The sequence below is a fragment of the Kitasatospora sp. P5_F3 genome (genome assembly GCF_054049135.1).
This window is the reverse complement of record NZ_JBFUMY010000028.1, coordinates 1-17,685: the sequence shown is the minus strand read 5'-3', so window position 1 is coordinate 17,685 and position 17,685 is coordinate 1. Positions and strand designations below refer to the sequence as shown.

Sequence of the window (17,685 nt, the reverse complement as noted above, 5' to 3'; positions counted from 1 at the left end):
TCGGTCATGAGAGCCGCACCGGCCCGCAGTGGAGCGGGAGTTGTCCGGTGACCGGGTCGTGGGTCAGCCGCCGTGCGAGGACGGTACGGCCCTGGACGGCCGGTTCGGTGGCGAGGCGGCTCAGGGCCAGGCGCACCGCGGTCACCGAACAGGTCTCCAACACGCTCGTGCCGACCGGCTGTTCGGCGAGCAGTGCGCGCACCTCGGGGTCGGCCTGGGCGCGGGCGACTGCGGCGGCGAGGGCCGCACGAGCAGCGGTGGCCGCGGTCTCACCCCATTCGACCGCGGCCACCTTCCCCTCCTGCTCCGTGATGGTCACCAACGACCAGCCGAGAGCAGGGACCTGACGGTGAGTCAGACTGACGGTGCAACCGAACCAGGACTCCAGGAGGCCGAACAGCGTCCGGCCCTCGGTGCTGCCGAGTTCGTCCCAGCCGAGCGGGTCTCCCGGGTGGCCGGGCAGCAGCTCGGCGCTGAGCTGCCGAAGCACACCGTCGAGCAGCCAGCGGCCCTCGGTCGTCCCGGCGGCGCCGTCGGCTCCGGCCATCCGGCGCGCCCCGGCCAGCAGTGCGCCGATCCCGGCGGCCGAACGATCCGGCCCCCACCCGGCGGCCCGGGCCCCGGTGGGCCCGGCGAGCAGCTCGACGGTCTCCAACGAGAAGGGCAGCTGGTCCAGATCCAGATCGTGCCCACGCCGCAACGGCCCGACCCAACGGGTCGTCAGCGGAACCCAGGCCGTCAGCAACTCCTCGGCCCCCAAGGGCTCGACGTCCTCCGTCGGCAGCACCAGGGCCTCGAGTCCCTCGTCGTCCCCGGACGTCCCGGCCGACTGCCCACCGGGCCCGTCCGGGAGGGGGACGCGAGCGGTCCGGAGCTGACGGCCGTGGACCACGGTGGCCGAGTGCGGGGACCGGTCGAGGTCGGTGAGGGCGGCGAGGACGGCGCGGGCCGCCAACGCTCCGGCCAGGACCGCGCTGAGCGGACGCGGCGCACAGGCCTCGGGGTCTCCGGCCGCCCAGGCGGCGGCGCGGTGGACGGCAGCTTCGAAGGCGGCCGTCCCGGTCGCGTCGTCCAGCTCGGCCACCAGGGCCACGTGCTCCCCGGCGTGCACGGCGACCACCCGGGTGCCGGACGGCAGCGCGGCGCGCTGGGCAGCTGGGTACTCCTGATCCTCGATCAGCACCACCCAGCCGGGCTCCACCGGTCCGGCGACATCGGAGTCGACCAACCCGCCAGGCTCGACGTCGACCACCCCCACCCCGTGGCGCCGCAGCGACCGGGCCGCCGTCTCCGCGGCGGGCCCGTCCCCCACCACGCGCACCCGCGCGCCCCGTAGCCGCGCGAAGTCCCCGTAGGGGTCCGAGCTGTGGGCTTCCAGGTAGGCGAGGGTCTCGGCGTAGCGTTCCGCGGTGGCCGGGTCGGGTGCCGGGGTGGTCAGCGCGTCCAGGTCGAGCAGGACGTCCCGGTCCACGAGGGTACGCAGGACCCGGTCGAGGACCGGGCGGGCGGACTCGTTCCCGAAGGCCGCGACGAGGGCGTCGACGTCCGTACCGTGGGTGAGTTCCTCCAGCCGGCTGTCGAGGACGGTGTACAGCGCCGTCGGTCCCGTGAGGACGAAGGACTCGCCGCCGCGGGCGACGTGCACGCCCTGCCGGACGGGCGCGAAGTGCGTACCGGGACGCAGTTTGACCCTCACGCGCCCTCCCCGGCGGACTCGGCCTGCGCCCGGTCGGACCCCGGCTCGGACCCCGGGTCGTGCTCCAGGTCGTACTCCAGCAGCCACTCGGCGGCCGAAACCCCGCCGCGCACCCCTGGGAGAGCCTCCTCGAAGAACCCGGGGCCCCGGCGCTCCAGGAACTTCGGCAGCACCCGCACCATCAGCGCGCTGCCCAGGTCCAGGTACTGGGGCTTCTCCCGGCTACGGGCCCTGAGGTAGCGGGTGAGCGCCGCGGCGGCGCCGTCGCCGGACATCACCTCGCCGGCCGGCATGCCGAGCGGGGTCTTCATGACGATCTCCTCGGGTATGTCGTGGGTGGCCCGCCAGCGCGTCATCGCGATCAGGTGGGCGGCCTCGTCCTCCGGCTCACCGCCCGGCACGGACGGCAGGTCGTCCCCGGGATACCAGCGGCGGCGCTGCAGGACCACGTCGCCGGCGACCAGCCGGGGATAGCGGACGGTGGTCCCGTCGAGGTCGCGGCGCTGGGAGTGCAACTGGCCGATCGGGTCGAAGGCGACCCGGCCGGTGTCGTAGAGCCAGACGGCCAGGTTGAGCGGCGCGGGCTGGAGTTCGATCCACTTCATGCCCAGGGACATCACCCGCATCGGCTGCCCCTCCCGGTCGAGGAGGTCGAGCCGGTCGCCGACCGGGTCGTGGGCCAGCGTGACGCCGACCCAGTCCTGCGGGGTGACGGTCTCGTCCAGCAGCCGGATCCGGTGGTTGATGTTGGCCCGGTGCAGCCCGTGGTCCTCGACGAGCCGGACACCGTCGGAGCCGAACCGGCGGTGGATCCGGCGGGTGATCCGGGCGGCGACGTCACTGCCGAACTCGGCCTGGCTGCCGAGGAAGCGGGTGGCCAGCTGACCGTGCCCGGTGTAGCAGGCGTTCAGCACCAACCTGCCGTCGACCGGCTGGACGAGTAGCCCGTACGACGCGGCGCCGAGCCGGAACCGGTCGGGCAGGCCGTCGGCGAGCGAGCCGAGCAGGCCCGGGTCCACGGAGACCTCGCCGGCGGCGCCGGCGTCGCGGAGCCGGGCGGCGAGGGTCGCGGTGGCGGCCGCGCGGTGGCGGAGCAGCTCGGCCAGGGAACCGTCGGCGGGTCCCCACTGCTCGGCGTCGGCCCGGGTGAGCGCGAGTTCCCGGCTGCGGACCAGGGTGACCAGTTCCTCGGCGTGGTCGAGCAGGTCGACCCGCGCGCCGACGCCGAAGCGGTCGGTGAAGGCCCGGGTGAGCAGGGCGCGGATCTCGTGGTGCCGGTCGAAGAGACTCTGGAAGGCGGTCACCCGGCCGAGGTCGGCCAGGGCCCGGCGGTAGCCCTCGGGCGAGACCGCGCCGGGTTCCAGCAGGTAGTCCTCGTTGACCTGGAGCTTCGCGGGGCAGCTGCTGAGTTCGTTGAGCGCGGTCTCGGCGGCGCGGATCCTGGTGAGTGCGGCCCGGCGGCCGCCGACCGAGTCACGGGCCATCAGGTCGAGGTCGGCGGCGATCGCGGCGACGGTGGCGGCTGCCTCGGGGTGGTGCTCGGCGAGCAGCTTCTCGGCTGCCGGCAGCGGGTCGTCGGCCTGCTCGTCGAGGACCGGGGCGGCCACCAGGACCTGCGCGTCGACGACGGCGGTGACCAGTCGCCCGGCGTCCGGCTCGGACACCGCGAAGCGCCGGGCGAGTTCGGCGATCAGCACCTCGACCGGCAGCGGGCCGAGCGCGGTGAGCTTCAGCACGGCGGTCAGCTGATCGTTCAGTTCGACCGCCAGGGTGCGCCGTCGACCGTCCACGACATGCTGGAAGCGGATGTGGGTGCCCTCCCGCTTGAGCATCGCGTTGCGCTGAACGACGGCGGGGAGTTCACCGAGGCGGGGCGGCGCCACGATGCCGTTGACGAGGCTGGAGAAGAGCGCCCGGTCGGGGGTGAGTACGGAGTGGGCGCGGCGCCGGTCGAAGGCGGCCTCGTCGAGGCGGCGGCCGTCCTCGGACCAGTCGGCGAAGCCGACGGCGGTGAGCCGGGACAGCGGGCTGACGCGCAGCAGGGCCCGGGCGAGGTGCTGGACCAGCCCGCGCTCGGACTTGCGCTGACGGGCGGTCGGCTGCCCCGGCGAGGTGCGGTAGCGCTGGGCCGCGTCGAGCACCTGGGGGGAGTTGAGGGCCAGGGAGAGCTGGAAGGGCTCGGATCCGACCGCCTGGGCGAGCCGTTCGCGCTCCTCGCCGAGGAAGCCCGGCAGGCCCGCCTCCAGTGCGGTACGGGCGAGTTGGCCACGTTCGCTGGCGGCCAGCCAGGCGGTGACGGCCGGTGGAAGTGGCGTCTGCCAGGTGTCCCGCAGGTCTGCGGCGTCCGGGGCGCGGTCATTGAAGACGGCGCGCTTGAGCCGCAGCAGGCGGTGGCGTTCGCGGCCGGTGGCGTCGCCGGCGAGTCGGTAGAGCTCCTCGCAGACTTCGTCGGCCAGCGCCCGGCACTCTCGGTGCGCGGTGAACAGGGCCCGCAGGACGGTGCCGAGCCGGTCGCCGCCGAGGCGCAGGCCGGGCATGGGATTCACCCGGTACATGGGTGTGTCGGCCAGGTTCCAGGGCTTGGTCACGCCAGCTCCCTGCTGAAGGCTCGTACGCGCTCGATGGACGACTCACCGGTCAACTCGTCGGTTCCCTCGCCGAGTCCGTAGCAGAGGTAGTACCGCTGCATCGGGGTGATGCCGAAACAGGTCAGGCTGGTGTAGAGGATGTTCAGCACGATCCGGTGCGCGATGTGGCGGTAGGAGGGCTTGCGCAGCATGCCGCCGTCCAGGAGCTCTCCGATGAAGTCGCTGCGGACCGGGGCGCCGAGCGGGTGCTCCCACTCCCCGCCGCCGGCCGCGCCCTGCAGGACGTGCTCGTCGACGGCCTGGCCGGCGGTGTGGGCCTCGGCCACGCCCCAGGCGTACTGCATGGCCCGTTCCCAGGCCCGCAGGGTGTCGGTCAGCACGGGTGCCTGGAGGGCGTCGAGGAAGACCTGACGGTCACTCAGGTAGCGCTTGGCGAAGGCGGATCTGAGGTCGGTGTGCCTGCCGGTCGCCGAGGCGACGCCCTCGGCGTGCGAGCGGTACGGCAGCGCGCCGGCGCTGATGCCGCGCGGGTGGGTGCGGGCGAGCACTGCGAGGACCTGGGCGAGGTGTGGCAGCAGCTCGGCCTCGGGGACGGCCAGCGAGCCGAGCACCGGTTCGAGGAAGCGGCCCATGATCTGGTCGACGGCCTGCGAGAGCGCCGGGGAGTCGGCGCGCGGCCGGTGCGGTTCGGCGGTCACCCGGCCCTGCGGGTGGCAGGGCAGCAGCTCGTCCTGGACGTTCTCCCAGCGGGCGAGTTCCTGCGCGCGGCGCAGGTAGGTCTCCTGGTCCGGGGCGCTCGCACTGCGGGCGGCGGCCAGTCCGGTCGCGGTGGCGATGAACTCGCTCGCGTCGACGGCCCGTTCACCGTAGGGCCGGAGGGTCAGGAGGAGGTGTGAGCCGTGCAGCCAGCCTCGGCGCACATGGACCACGGGAAGCTGCTGCGAGCTTTTCAGGTGCAACAGAGGCTCGCTGATATCTCGCAGCAGCTCCCGCGGATTGTCCGAGTAGTCGAAAACCCGTATGGCCAGGCCCGGATCGATAGTTCGCATGACGACTCCAGGAAATACACGAATCGGTCGGTCGGCGTGAAACCGGCGGCACGATCGCTGACGGCCGTTCGGCACGGTGTCACCGGCTCTGCCGGCACCCGACTATGAGAAGTCGGGAATGGTCAGCTGCGGGAGATCAGCAGCAGGAGGAGGAGGTGCTGGCCGAGGCGCTCGGGGTGTTGTTGAGCGCGTCCTCGGTCAGGATCTCCTCGCCGTCCTCGGTGTAGAGCCAGACGAAGACGATGGAGGCGCCCATGTCGGGCAGCGCGACGGCGTCGTTGGCGTCCAGGACGGCCAGCTCGTTGACATCGAACGCGGCAAAGTCCACAGCAGTGCTCATGATGGTTTCCTTCGGGTTGGTTTGACGGAGGGTCAGCAGCAGGAGGAGGAGGTGCTGGCCGAGGCGCTCGGGGTGTTGTTGAGCGCGTCCTCGGTCAGGATCTCCTCGCCGTCCTCGGTGAAGCTCCACACGAAGACGATCGAGGCGCCCATGTCGGGCAGCGCGACGGCGTCGTTGGCGTCCAGGACGGCCAGCTCGTTGACATCGAACGCGGCGAAATCCACAGCGGTGCTCATTGTGGTTTCCCTTTCGGATCGACCGGCGGTCTGCCGGTGACTGGGCATGAGCTAACTGCCTGCCGGGAGATCCCGGCAAGGGAATCGGGCGGCAGCAAAATGCCGCCGCCGAAAGCTCTTGTCGGGGACATGAAAAGCATGGCGTGCCAATCCGCTGCCAATTTCGGACAATCCGGCGGATCCGCCGCGCCACCCCTGGCACGTTGCTGTCAGACGGCACCTCCGACCTGGTCCGGAGCTGGACTCGGCGGCGCGGAATTGGCGAGAGTGACGCAGTGCCCGGCCGCCGCCGGTGTGGCGATGTCGACGGAGCGGCGAATTCTTGACCGCCATCCGTCAACCCGCCCCGCGCGGCGCCCTGTCTTATTCAGGACCGGAGGAACTCTGTGATCAGCGCGCAAGGCCTCAGCTACTCGTACCGGACCCGCTTCGGGACGGCCGAAGCCGTCCGGAACGGGACCGTGGACGCCGTCCGGGGGGTGGACCTGGAGGTGGCCGCAGGTGAGATGGTGGGCTTTCTCGGCCCCAACGGCGCCGGCAAGACCACCACGGTGCGCATGCTCACCACCCTCCAGACGCCGACCGGCGGCACCGCCTCGGTGGCCGGCCATGACGTGGTCCGCGAGCGGGCCGCGGTACGACGGGCGATCGGCTACGTCGCCCAGTCCTCCGGCGGCTCCGAGCACCGGGTCGCGGACGAGCTGCACACCCAGGGTCGGCTGCAGGGCATGACGGCTGCTCAGGCCGAGGTCCGTACCGCCGAGTTGATCGAACAGTTCGAGCTCGGCGGCTTCAGCGGACGGCCGGTCGCCAAGCTCTCCGGCGGCCAGCGCCGCCGGGTGGACGTCGCGCTCGGGCTGGTGCACCGCCCCGCCGTGCTGTTCCTGGACGAGCCGAGCACCGGCCTCGATCCGCAGAGTCGGGCCAACCTCTGGGACCACCTGCGCAGACTTCGCACCGAGCACGGCACCACGGTCTTCCTCACCACGCACTACCTGGACGAGGCCGACCTGCTCTGTGACCGGATCATCGTGATCGACGGCGGCCGGGTGATCGCCTCCGACACCGCCGAGGCGCTGAAGGGCCGGATCGGCGGTGACGTGGTCACCCTGGAGACCAGCCGGATCAGCGACGCCGCGACCGTGGTCGCCCGGGTGGTCCCCGGCTGCGACCTGGACACCACGTCGGACGGCGTGCAGTTCCACGTCGCGCACGCCCAGCGGCTGCTGCCCGAGCTGCTGCGGGCACTCGACCACGCCGACGTCGCCCTGGAGTCGGTCTCCGTCAAGCGCCCCACCCTGGACGACGTCTTCCTTCGACTGACCGGCCGTTCCCTGCGCGAGGAGGGCCTGCCGGCCCGGACCGCGCCCTCCGACGGGGACCAGACCCCGTCGACCACCGAGCCGCTGACCACCGAGGTGACCACGTGACCACCGCCGCGACCAGCTGGATCATCTTCCAGCGCTCGATGCGCTTCACCCTCCGCAAGCCCTCCTGGGTGATCTTCGGCCTGATGCAGCCGCTGCTCTACCTGGCCCTGTTCGGCCCGCTGCTGAACCGGATCGGCCAGGCGCCGGGCTTCGACGGGGGCAACACCTGGCGGGTCTTCGTCCCCGGCCTGCTCGTCCAACAGGGCCTCTTCTCCGCCGTGTTCGTCGGTTTCGGCATCATCTCGGAGGTCCGGTCCGGCGCGCTGGACCGGATGAAGATCTCCTCGGCGGGCGAGCTCGGTCTGCTGCTGGGCCGGATGCTCCGGGACGCCGTGGTGCTCACCGTGCAGGCCGGGCTGCTCACCCTGGGCGCGCTGGTCGCCGGGCTGCGGGCGCCGGCCGGCGGGGTGCTGGCGGCGTTCGGCCTGGTCACCGTGGTCGGCCTGGCGATGTCGGGCTTCGCGTACGGGCTCGCGCTGCTGCTGAAGAACGAGGAGGCGTACGGCCAGGTGCTCAACACCCTGATGCTGCCGATCATGCTGCTCTCCGGGGTACTGCTGCCGCTGGCCCTGGCGCCCGGCTGGCTCGCCGGGCTGGCCAAGGCCAACCCGCTGTCGCACATCGTGACGGCCGAACGCGCCCTGTTCAGAGGCGAGTTCGGCGGCAGCGACACCCTGGTCGGGGTGACCGTCGCGGCCGGCCTGGCGGCACTCACCACCTGGTTCGCCACCCGCGCGATCCGCAGCGGCTCATGACGGCGCCCAGCGCGGCGGCCGCACCCGCCGTCGCCGAGGTGCACCGGCACCGGTTGGCCAACGGTCTGCGGCTGGTGGTGCTCCCGGACCCGGGCAGCCCGGCCGTCGGCCTGGCTGTCGCCTACGGGGTCGGCTACCGCTCCGAGTCCCGGTCCGGCTTCGCGCACCTCTTCGAGCACCTGATGTTCCAGGGCAGCGCCAACCTCACGGCCCAGGAGCACGCCCGGCACATCCAGGCCAACGGCGGCGTCTTCAACGGCACCACCCACCGCGACCACACCAGCTACTTCCAGGCGATGCCGGCCGAGGCCCTGGAGCTCGGCCTCTTCCTGGAGGCCGACCGGATGCGGGCGCCCCGGATCACCCCGGAGGCGATCGCCACCCAGGCCTCGGTGGTCGCCGAGGAGGTCCGCCGCTCGATCACCAACCGGCCGTACGGCGGCTTCCCGACCTTCCAGCTGCCGCAGGTGCTCTTCGACTCCTTCGCCAACACCCATGACGGGTACGGCGATCACGCGGCGCTCGGCGCGGCGACGGTCGAGGAGTGCATGGACTTCTTCGACCGCCACTACGCCCCGGAGAACGCGGTGCTCGCCGTCTGCGGCGGCGTCGACCCCGACGAGGTGGTGAAGCTGACCGAGCGGCACTTCTGGTCGATCCCGCCCCGATCGGCTGCTCCGCCGCCCGAGCTCGCCGAACCGCCGCTCGCCGGGCCCCGCACGGTCGAGCGCACCGACCTCCTGGCCCCCCTCCCGGCGGTCGCCGTGGGCCGACGGATGCCGCCGCCGGACTCGCCCGACTACCTGGCGACCGTGGTCGCCGCCGCCGTCCTCGGCGACGGGGAGTCGAGCCGGCTGCGCCGCTCGCTCATCCGCGAACGTCGGCTGGCCACCCAGGTGATGGCGATGGCCGGCCTCTCCGGCCCCTTCGACTCCCGGGACCCGGACGCCTTCCTGGTGAACGCCGTCTGCCCGCCCGGCGTCTCCGCCCGGCAGACGGCGGAGGCCATCGACGAGGTACTCGCCGAGCTGGCCACCGAGGGCCCCGCCGAGGACGAACTCCTGCGGGCGGTAAGGAGGTTGCAGACCGCCTGGTTCGCCGACACCGACCCGGTCGGGGTCCGCGCCCGCCGGCTGGCCGGCTACGAACTGCTGTACGGCGACGGCGAACTGGTCCTCGACGCGCCGCGGCGCTTCGCCGCCGTCACCGCCGAGGACGTGCGCCGGGCGACGGCCGACCTGGCCGGCCGGCACCCGGCCGTGCTCCAGCTGGTACCCGAGCGGAAGGCCGACCGATGAACCCCGGCAGCACCGGGGCCACGCTGCCCCCGCTCGCCCCACCACGGCCCGCACCGCCGCTCGAGGTCGTGGACACCGTCCTACCGACCGGACTGCGCGTGGTGGCGGCCCGCCGGGCCACCGCCCCGGTCGTCCAACTCCGGCTCGGCGTACCCTTCGGCGGCTCCACCCCCCGGCACTCGGCCGCCGCCGAACTGCTCGCCTGCACCCTGCTGACCGGCGGCGCCGGACCCGGCCGGGCCGCCGTCGACGACGAACTCGCCGCCGTGGGCGGCAGCTTGAAGGCCGTGGTCGGTCCCGAGGACCTCCGGATCACCGGCCAGGTGCTCACCGAGGGACTGCCCCGGCTGCTGGCCCTGCTCGCGGACTGCCTCACCGGCGCCGGGTACGACAGGACCGCACTGGAGGCCGAGCGCGAGCGGCTGCTGCACCGGATCCGGCTCACCGGGTCGATGCCGGCCAGGGCCGCCAGGGCGGCACTGCTCCGCCGCTGCTTCGGCGATCATCCGGCCACCAGGGAGACCCCCGCGGCGGACCAGGTCGCAGCCGTCGACCGGGACGAGGTGGCCGAGCTGCACCGGACCCGGCTGGTGCCGCGCGGCTCCGCGCTGGTCCTGGTCGGGGACATCCACCCCGCCCGTGTCGTCGAGGAGTTGGCGGTCACACTGGGCGGCTGGTCGGCCGGACTCCAGGCGGTGCGGATGGCACCGCTGCCCGCCCCGGCGCACCCGGGGGAGGCGCCACAGGCCGTCCCGACCGCCGGGGCCCGGCAGTACGAGGCCCGGCTGGCCGCGCCCTCGCTGGTCCGTACGGACCCGGGCTACCCCGCGCTGGTGCTCGCGGACCGGGTCTTCGGCGGCTACTTCTCGTCGCGCCTGGTGCAACGGCTGCGCGAACGGGAGGGCCGGATCTACTCCGGGCAGTCCGCGATCGAGCAGCGGACCGGCTCGGCGCTCGGCACCGTCCAGTTCGCCAGCGCGCCGCAGCACGCGGCCGCCGCCCTCGACGGAACCCTCGCCGAACTCGCCGCGATCTCCGGCGAACTCCCGCCGACCGCCGAGGAGATCGCCGCCGCCCGAGGCCACGCACTCGGGCTCCAGGCGCTCGCCCTCTCCACCCAGAAGGGCCTGGCCGACAGCCTGTACGGACCGGTCCTGGCCGGCCTGCCCGCCGACTGGACCGACCACCTCGCGGCCCGGCTGCGCGCCGTACCCGACGACGAGGTCCGCGCGGCCGCCGCCGACCACCTGCGCCCCGACGCGTACACCGCGGTGCTGCTCGGCCCGCCCGCCGACCCCGCCACCGACTGACGCCCCGTTAGGAGCAACACCCATGCGCTTCGGCGTCTCCTTCCTCCCCGACTCCTCACCCGAGACCAAGTCCCCGGTCGACTACTACCGGGAGGTCTTCGACCTCTGCCGGCTGGCGGACGAGTCCGGGCTGGACTACGTCAAGATGACCGAGCACTACCTGCACGCCTACGGCGGCTACTGCCCGAGCCCGCTGACCTTTCTGGCCGCGGTGGCCGCGCAGACCCGGCAGATCCGGCTGATCACGGGCTGCACCCTGCCGGTCTTCCACCACCCGGTGAAGCTCGCCTCCTACATCGCCATGGTCGACGCGATCAGCAACGGGCGCCTGGAGGTCGGCTTCGCCCGCGCCTACCTGCCGCACGAGTTCCAGACCTTCCAGGTGCCGATGGACGGCAGCCGGCAGCGCTTCGAGGCGACGATCAGCGCGGTGCACCGGCTGCTGACCGAGGAGCAGGTCACTGAGGACACCCCGTACTTCTCGTTCCAGAACGCCACCGTGCTCCCCCGGCCGACCCAGAGCCCGCGCCCGCCGTTCTGGATCGCCGCGGTGCAGACCCCGGACAGCTTCGAGCGGATCGGCCGGTTCGGCCACGGTCTGCTGATCACCCCGACCGGCCGCGAGTTCGACACCTCGCTGACCGCCCGCTACCGCGAGGCGTTCGCCGAGCACCACCCGGACGGCACCCCGCGGGTCATGGCGAGCATGCCGCTGGTGGTCGCCGAGACCGACCAGAAGGCCCGCGAGCTCGCCGACCCGCACCTGAACGAGTACCTGAAGGTCTGGGCCTCCGCCCTGGACACCTGGGACGAGACCGTCTCCACCGACTACGCGCAGTACACCGGCCTGGGCAGCGTCGTCCGCACCATGACCGCAAAGGACCTGCGGGCCACCGGGACGGCCTTCGTCGGCTCGCCCGAGCACGTCGCCGACCAGATCGGCCACTTCCAGGAGCGGGTCGGCGCGGACGGAATCCTCTGGCAGGTGGACTTCGGCGGCTTCGGCGGGGCCGACGCCATGCGCTCCATGGAGCTCTTCGCCGAGCAGGTCCGTCCCCAGTTCGCCGCCGAGACCACCGCGACCGCCGAGACCGCCGAACCTGCCGGAGCCACCGCATGACCGCCCCCGCGCCGACCTCCCCCGCCACCACCGGCCTGGCCGACACCCCGGTCGCCCTGCTCGGCCGCGTCCCCGGCCACCGCCTCGCCTCACCCGCCCTGCGGGCCGCCCTGACCGCGCTGGCCACCGCCCCGGACCGGGCCGCCGCCGAACGCGAGGTGGCGACCGCCCACGGCGAGGCCGTACGGCAGGAGCGCGCCGCGCTGCGCTCGGCGCTGCTCGGGAACGGCTTCCACTCGGCGCTCGCCACCGGACGCCCCGGCGACCCGGTGAGCCGCTACCTCGCCGCCGGCGAGCAGGAGTCCGCGGCGCACGTGGCCGCCGCGCAGGAGGCCGCCGCGCAGGAGGCCGCGACGTTGGAGCCCGCGGTCCTGGAGCAGCTCACCCGGGCGATGGTCCGGCTCGGGCCGCCGACGGCGCACACCGCCGTCGCCCTGGGCCGCTGGGACGAGGACGGCACGTCGCTGGACCACCCCGGCCTCGACCCGGCCCAGGGCCGGTCCGTCCTCTCGCTGGATCGTCCGCCGCTGGCCATGGCGGTCGACTCGCTGCTCGCCGGCCCGGACGCGGCGGCCACCGGCTCGCTTCCGCCGCTGCTGCGCGCCAACTGGACCCTGCGGCACCGGAACGCCCGGGTCCAGTTCTACCGCCGCGACGGCGAGCAGCTCCGGCTGGTCAGCACGGCGATGACCAGGAAGGTCCGGGTCCTGCTCGGCCTGGTCGAGCTCGGTCCGCTGCCCGCCGAGGTACTGCTCCGGGAGCTGGCCGCCGGGCTCGCACTGACACCCGAGGCCGCAGCCGAACTCGCCGCCGAGGCGGTTCGCCTCCAACTCCTGGTCGGTGGAACGGAGTTCGACGGTCGGGGCGAGCGGCCGGCGGCCGCCGCCGCCGACCTGCTGACCGACCGTCACCCCGGAGCAGCCGAGCTGCTCGTCGACGTACAGGAGCGACTGGACGCCGCCGGCGCGGGCCACGGACAGCGACGGGCCGACGCACTGGCCGGGCTGGCCGAGGACCAGCAGGCTCTCAACGCCCTGCTCTCGCACCCGGTCGGACTCCGGGTCACCGAGGAGTACGTGCTGCCGCCGGTCGGGATCGCCGCGTCGTCGCACCGGGCGGCCCTGGACGACCTCGCTCGGGTCCTGGAGTTCGCCGCGCTGTCCGACCGGGTGCACGACGCCCGGGCGCTGCTGGTCGCGGCCTTCACCGAGCGGTTCGGCCCCGGGGCCCGGGTCAGGCTGGCCGACTGTGCCGCCGACCTGGTCGCCGTGGTCGCCCGCCGGGCCCAGCTGTTGACTCCCGTCACCAGCGAGGACTTCGGCCCCGCCGACGGCTCCCTCACCGAGCTGCTGCGCCTCCGCGCCGCCGCCCGGGCGCTGCTCGGCGAGCGGATCGCGACCGAGCCCACCGAGCTCAGGCTCGACCCGGCGGAGCTGGCCGCCCTCGCCGACGGACTTCCCGACCGTTTCCGCCGTACCCACACCTCGTACGGGGTGCTGGTGCGGCCGCTCGGTGACCGGCTCGCGGTCCGGGGCTACCACCCCGGCGGCGGGAGTTTCGCGCTGCGGTACACCGGCACCGACCGCGCGCTCGGCGGCGAGGCCCACACCAGGCTCGCCGACCGGCTGAACCGCACCGCAGGCCCGGCCGTCCTGCTGGAGGACCGCGGGCTGCACGCTCTCGACGGCAGCCACCGCCCACCGCTCGTCCGGGACCGGATCGACCCGGTCGGCTGGCTTGGCCTCACCCTGGCCCACGACCCCGGCACCGACACCCTGGAGCTGCTCGACCCGGACGGTGCGCCGGTCGTCGTGCACTCGCCCGCACTGGCCAGGCCCGACCGGCTCGCGCCGCCGCTGCGGATCGCCCTCTGGCTGCACGGCACCGGCCGCCTCCTGCCCGACCCGCTCGGCGAGGCCGCTGCCGATCTGCACCGCACCACCGGTACCACCGGAACACTCGCCCTGCCCAGGCTGACGGCGGGCCGGGTAGTTCTCCAAGGCCGCCGCTGGTACCCGGGCGAGGACCTGCCGACCGCCACCGGGCCCGGACTGCTCTGTGCGCTCGCCGACTGGCGGGCCGCCCACGACGTCCCCGAGGAACTGCTGCTGGTCGAGCCACACCCGGCCGGCACCGACCCCGGCGGCGTCCTCGGCCTGCCGCCGACGGCACCCGACCGCAACCGCTACGTCGACCTCGGCAGCGCGCTGCTGGCCGAGACCGTCCGCGAGCTCCCCGGGGGCGGTTACCTGGAGGAGGTCGCCGTCGGCGTGCAGGACGGCGCGCACGCCCTGGAATGGGTCCTCGAGTACGACCGCGCGCCCGGCGGGCGCTTCCACGGCGGGGCCAGGCCGTGAGGGTGAAACTGCGGCCCGGCGCGCACTTCGTACCGGTGGCGCGCGGCCTCTACTGCGCGCGGGCCGGCCGCTCCTTCGTGCTGGCCGCCCCGCCGCCCCTCCAGCGGCTCCTCGACGACCGGCTCGGCGAACTCACCGACGGCGCCGACGCGGCGGACCTGCTCCGCTCGGTCGACGAGCCGGCCGAGCGGGTCGCCCTGCGGCAGGTCCTGGCCGCACTGCTCGCCCAGGACCTGCTGTTCGACCTCGACCGAGCCGGCGGGCCCGCCCCCGGCCCCGAGACCGCCGAGCGGTACGGGGGCGCCCTGGCGCACTACGAGGAGCACTGCGCCGAGCCGTACGCCGCCTTCGCCGCCCTGCGCGCGGCCGAGGTGGCCGTCCTGGGCGAAGGTCCCGCCGCCCGGAGCGCCACGCGTGGGCTGCTGAACCTGGGCGTCGGCACGGTCACCGACCGGCCGGGACCCCGCACCGCGGCCGCCGTCCTCGCCGTCGCCGCCCCCGTGGAGTTGTCCGAGCTCGCCGCGCTGCTCCCGGCCGACACCCCGTACATCCCGGTCCCGGCCGGGGACGGCCACCAGGTCGTCGGCCCGCTGCTGCGTGGCGTGGCGGAGGCCCGCGCCTTCAAGGCCGCAGCCGAACGCGCCGCCGCCTGGTCCCGCAGCCACCCCGCCGGGCGCGCCCCCGCCCTGCACGCCGCCACCCTCGCAGGCTCGCTCGCCGCCCGCAGCCTCCTCGACCACCTCGGTACGACCGCCCTCGACACCCCCGACCTCCACCTGATCCACGGCCGCACCCTCCAAACCACCTCTCATCCGTTCACCCTCCCCCMGGCCGGCCCCCGTTGGTCCCCCGCCACCCGCCCGACACTCACGGCCCGCCCGGCGAACGCCGACGCTCCTGACGACCCGGCGGACAGCGCTCCGCTCACCACGCAGTGGTCCGGGCTCGGGCGCTGGCGGGACGACCTCGACCTGCCGCAACTCCCCTTTCGCTTGGCTGCGTTGGAAGCGGTTGTGCTGCCGGGTCGGCCGGTGCTGGTCGGTTGGGGGACGGAGGCCGAGGACGCCCGGCGGGATGCGCTGCTCCGGCTGCTCCGGGCCACGGCCGAGGACGCGAGGCCGGATGCCGCCCACCCGGGTACGGCCGCCGCCGGGACCACGTCCCAGCGCTGGCGGCTCGACGGACTGCTCCGGGTCCTGGCCGCGGAGGAGGCCGACGACTGGTCGCAGGTGCCGTGGTCCGAACTGGCCACGCCGCTGGCCAGATCGCTCGGCCGGGCCCTCACCCACTACTTCGACCGCCCCGCCCTGCTCCACCGCCGCACACTCCCGGGCACCGACTGGACCCTGGTCGAGGCCACCGACGCGGACACCGGCGAACGCCTCGCCCGCCAGTGGGGACCGTCCGCCCAGGCCGCCGCACAGGCCGCGCTGGCCCGCGCCCTGGCCGGACTCCAGCAGGACAAGGCCGCGCTCCCGGCTGCCACCGTCGGCACCAGGGCCCTGGAGTGGGCCGGCCCGACGGAGCTCACCGCCCTCGGCGCCGCGCTCCGCTCCCCGGACGTCCTGCGCGGCCGCACGCTCCACGCCCGCCGGCTCGCCACCGACCCGGTCCTCGGCCCCCTGCCGTTCCCCTGCGGTCTGATCTGGCTGGCCGACCCACCCACGGCCCACACCCACCCTCCGGAGGAATCGTGACCGGCCCGGCCGACGTGCTCCGCTTCGCGCTGCGCCAAGGGCCGCTGCGCGGTCTGCTGCACGATCCGATCAACGTGGACGAGCGGGTGCCGACCACCGCCTGCCTGCCGCCGCAGTCGGCCCGTGGCGACCGGGGCCGCCCGTTGCCCCTCGGCGCGCACGAGCTGCTGGCCGTCACCTCGTACCCCGCCGGCCGGGTCGATGCCGACGGGGTGACCGGCTGGCAGCGGGTGGCCGCCGTGCTGGCCGCGGCGTTCGGACCGTTGCGCCGGGAGCCGTCGAATCCCGCGAACGACCACCGCGTGACGGCCTCCGTCCGCAGCAAGTTTCCGGTGCACGTGTTCACGGTGCCGCCCGAGGGCCCGGCCGGGTACCTCGACCCGTACCGGCACGCCGTGGTCGACCTCGACCCGCCCGGGGCCCCCGCKCCGCGTCCAACCCAAAACGACCTGAACATCGTGCTGGCCGGCCGGCACACCGACCTGCCGACGCCCTACGGGGTGCTGCGCTGCGCCCTGGCGGACCTCGAGGTCGGTATCAACCTGCGCAGCCTGCTGACGACGGCCGAGCTGTTCGGCCTGCGGGCCTCGGTCCGGGTGACGGGTCCTCAAGTGGCCGAGGCCGCCCGGCTGGTGGCCGCGACCGGCCCGGCGAGCTGGTCGGCGCCGGTGCTGGTCACGCTGCACGAGGTGGGCCCGCTGCCGCCCGCCGGCCGGCTGGAGCCGGTCGGCGGCGGGGCGCTCGACGCCGAGCTGGACGCCCTGCTCGAGGTGGAGACCCGCCATCCCAGCCTCGCCGAGACCGCCGCCGCCGTTGCCCCCCGGCTGGCCGGGCCTGCGACCTCCTCCGGCGCAGGTCGCGCGCTCCCGCAGTTGCCCGCACCCGGATCGGAGAAGGCGGACCAGGACTGGGCCCGGGTGTGGTGGAACAGGTCGGCGGGCCGGGTGCCGCGTCCGCTGAGCGGCTTCTCCGCCAGGCCGGTCACCCGCGGCGAGGACTGCCTGCGGGACCTGCTCGCCTGGGCGGCGGCCCCCGCCCCGGCCGCGCTGCGCGAGGTGGGTGCCCGGGTCAGGATCACCGTGCTGCCTCAGCGGCTGGCCGGTCTGACCACCGGCCGGTACGAATTCACCGACGGCGGGCTGCAGTTGGCGGAGGCCGACCCGGAACTGCCGCGCCGGTTGGAGGAGCTCTTCGGCTACCCGCTCACCCCGGCCAACGACTGCGGCGTCCGGCACGCCACCGCGCTGTGGATCTTCTCCACCGACCTCCGGGCGCTGGTCGAGGATCTCGGACCGGCCGCCTGGGGCCTGCTCCAGGTCTGGTGCGGCTGGGTCTCGCACGGGCTCACCCTGGGCGCGGCGGCGCACGGCCTGTTCGCCCGCCCGGCGCGGTCCTTCGACGAGCACCGGCTCGCCGACCTGCTGCGCCTGCCCGAGGCGGAGTCCCCGGTCTTCCTGACGGCCTGCGGCGCGACCCGGTACGCCGAGCCGATGCTCGACCTGCGGCCGTGAGCCGGAAGGACTACGACGGGCTGTCCAGGCCGAGCGCCTGCGGACCGCCCTCGGCGGCGAGCAGCGCGCCCAGCGCCGTCCGGGAGGTCACGCCGAGCTTGCGGTAGACCTTCGCCAAGTGGGTGTCGACGGTGCGCGGGCTGAGGAAGAGACGGTCGGCGATCTCCCGGGTACGGGTTCCCTCGACCGCGAGCGCGGTGATCTGCCGCTCCCGTCCGGTGAGCAGCGCCAGGCGGGAAGCGGTGTCCGGCGAGGCCTGGCCGGCCGTCCCGGACCGGTCGGCCAGGCCCTGCCGGAC

Annotated in this window: 14 protein-coding genes; 8 read left to right on the top strand and 6 right to left on the bottom strand. The window is 74.3% G+C overall.

Features of this window, described 5'->3' with window-relative positions:
• Positions 1-4: 4 nt before the first annotated feature.
• The 5 genes from ACXJMZ_RS17815 to ACXJMZ_RS17795 form a co-directional block, all read right to left on the bottom strand.
• A complete protein-coding gene (locus ACXJMZ_RS17815; protein ID WP_457031028.1) occupies positions 5-1,696 on the bottom strand; it encodes a hypothetical protein in 1,692 nt (563 codons plus the stop codon).
• Entirely contained in the window at positions 1,693-4,284 is a 2,592-nt protein-coding gene (locus tag ACXJMZ_RS17810) for a hypothetical protein (RefSeq protein WP_457031027.1), read from the bottom strand. The genes ACXJMZ_RS17815 and ACXJMZ_RS17810 overlap by 4 nt, the downstream gene beginning before the upstream one ends.
• The gene (locus ACXJMZ_RS17805) at positions 4,281-5,213 is read right to left on the bottom strand and encodes a hypothetical protein (protein WP_457031026.1); all 933 of its coding nucleotides are present in this window, start codon (positions 5,211-5,213) and stop codon (positions 4,281-4,283) included. The genes ACXJMZ_RS17810 and ACXJMZ_RS17805 overlap by 4 nt, the downstream gene beginning before the upstream one ends.
• A 256-nt stretch (positions 5,214-5,469) precedes the next feature.
• Entirely contained in the window at positions 5,470-5,673 is a 204-nt protein-coding gene (locus ACXJMZ_RS17800; protein ID WP_457031025.1) for a hypothetical protein, read from the bottom strand.
• A gap of 32 nt (positions 5,674-5,705) precedes the next feature.
• On the bottom strand, positions 5,706-5,909 hold the full coding sequence (locus tag ACXJMZ_RS17795; protein WP_457031024.1) for a hypothetical protein: 204 nt from the start codon (positions 5,907-5,909) through the stop codon (positions 5,706-5,708).
• Between the two features lie 386 nt (positions 5,910-6,295).
• Here ACXJMZ_RS17795 and ACXJMZ_RS17790 point away from each other — a divergent pair, with 386 nt between their 5' ends.
• Genes ACXJMZ_RS17790 through ACXJMZ_RS17755 form a run of 8 tightly spaced genes read left to right on the top strand, consistent with a single transcriptional unit; the run spans position 6,296 to position 17,387 of the window.
• Positions 6,296-7,339: an ATP-binding cassette domain-containing protein gene (locus ACXJMZ_RS17790; protein ID WP_457031023.1), complete on the top strand. Its 1,044-nt coding sequence runs from the start codon at positions 6,296-6,298 to the stop codon at positions 7,337-7,339.
• Positions 7,336-8,094: an ABC transporter permease gene (locus tag ACXJMZ_RS17785; RefSeq protein ID WP_457031022.1), complete on the top strand. Its 759-nt coding sequence runs from the start codon at positions 7,336-7,338 to the stop codon at positions 8,092-8,094. Before ACXJMZ_RS17790 ends, ACXJMZ_RS17785 begins: the two co-directional genes overlap by 4 nt.
• Positions 8,091-9,392, top strand: a complete 1,302-nt coding sequence (locus ACXJMZ_RS17780) for a M16 family metallopeptidase (RefSeq protein ID WP_457031021.1) — start codon at positions 8,091-8,093, stop codon at positions 9,390-9,392. Before ACXJMZ_RS17785 ends, ACXJMZ_RS17780 begins: the two co-directional genes overlap by 4 nt.
• Complete coding sequence (locus ACXJMZ_RS17775) at positions 9,389-10,702, top strand: M16 family metallopeptidase (protein ID WP_457031020.1); 1,314 nt, start codon at positions 9,389-9,391, stop codon at positions 10,700-10,702. The genes ACXJMZ_RS17780 and ACXJMZ_RS17775 overlap by 4 nt, the downstream gene beginning before the upstream one ends.
• Before the next feature lie 22 nt (positions 10,703-10,724).
• Entirely contained in the window at positions 10,725-11,822 is a 1,098-nt protein-coding gene (locus ACXJMZ_RS17770) for an LLM class flavin-dependent oxidoreductase (RefSeq protein ID WP_457031019.1), read from the top strand.
• The gene (locus ACXJMZ_RS17765; RefSeq protein WP_457031018.1) at positions 11,819-14,179 is read left to right on the top strand and encodes a hypothetical protein; all 2,361 of its coding nucleotides are present in this window, start codon (positions 11,819-11,821) and stop codon (positions 14,177-14,179) included. Before ACXJMZ_RS17770 ends, ACXJMZ_RS17765 begins: the two co-directional genes overlap by 4 nt.
• A 2-nt stretch (positions 14,180-14,181) precedes the next feature.
• A complete protein-coding gene (locus tag ACXJMZ_RS17760; RefSeq protein ID WP_457031017.1) occupies positions 14,182-15,876 on the top strand; it encodes a hypothetical protein in 1,695 nt (564 codons plus the stop codon).
• Complete coding sequence (locus ACXJMZ_RS17755; RefSeq protein ID WP_457031016.1) at positions 15,873-17,387, top strand: hypothetical protein; 1,515 nt, start codon at positions 15,873-15,875, stop codon at positions 17,385-17,387. Before ACXJMZ_RS17760 ends, ACXJMZ_RS17755 begins: the two co-directional genes overlap by 4 nt.
• A gap of 10 nt (positions 17,388-17,397) precedes the next feature.
• On the opposite strand, the gene ACXJMZ_RS17750 is transcribed toward ACXJMZ_RS17755, so the two are convergent.
• A partial coding sequence (locus tag ACXJMZ_RS17750; RefSeq protein ID WP_457031015.1) for a response regulator transcription factor occupies positions 17,398-17,685 on the bottom strand: 288 nt, incomplete at its 5' end.

Excerpts from the sequence above, each read along its gene's own strand:
- ACXJMZ_RS17770 (WP_457031019.1), top strand. The coding sequence starts at position 10,725 with ATGCGCTTCGGCGTCTCCTTCCTCCCCGACTCCTCACCCGAGACCAAG.
- ACXJMZ_RS17765 (WP_457031018.1), top strand. The coding sequence starts at position 11,819 with ATGACCGCCCCCGCGCCGACCTCCCCCGCCACCACCGGCCTGGCCGAC.
- ACXJMZ_RS17800 (WP_457031025.1), bottom strand. The coding sequence starts at position 5,673 with ATGAGCACTGCTGTGGACTTTGCCGCGTTCGATGTCAACGAGCTGGCC.
- ACXJMZ_RS17780 (WP_457031021.1), top strand. The coding sequence starts at position 8,091 with ATGACGGCGCCCAGCGCGGCGGCCGCACCCGCCGTCGCCGAGGTGCAC.
- ACXJMZ_RS17775 (WP_457031020.1), top strand. The coding sequence starts at position 9,389 with ATGAACCCCGGCAGCACCGGGGCCACGCTGCCCCCGCTCGCCCCACCA.
- ACXJMZ_RS17795 (WP_457031024.1), bottom strand. The coding sequence starts at position 5,909 with ATGAGCACCGCTGTGGATTTCGCCGCGTTCGATGTCAACGAGCTGGCC.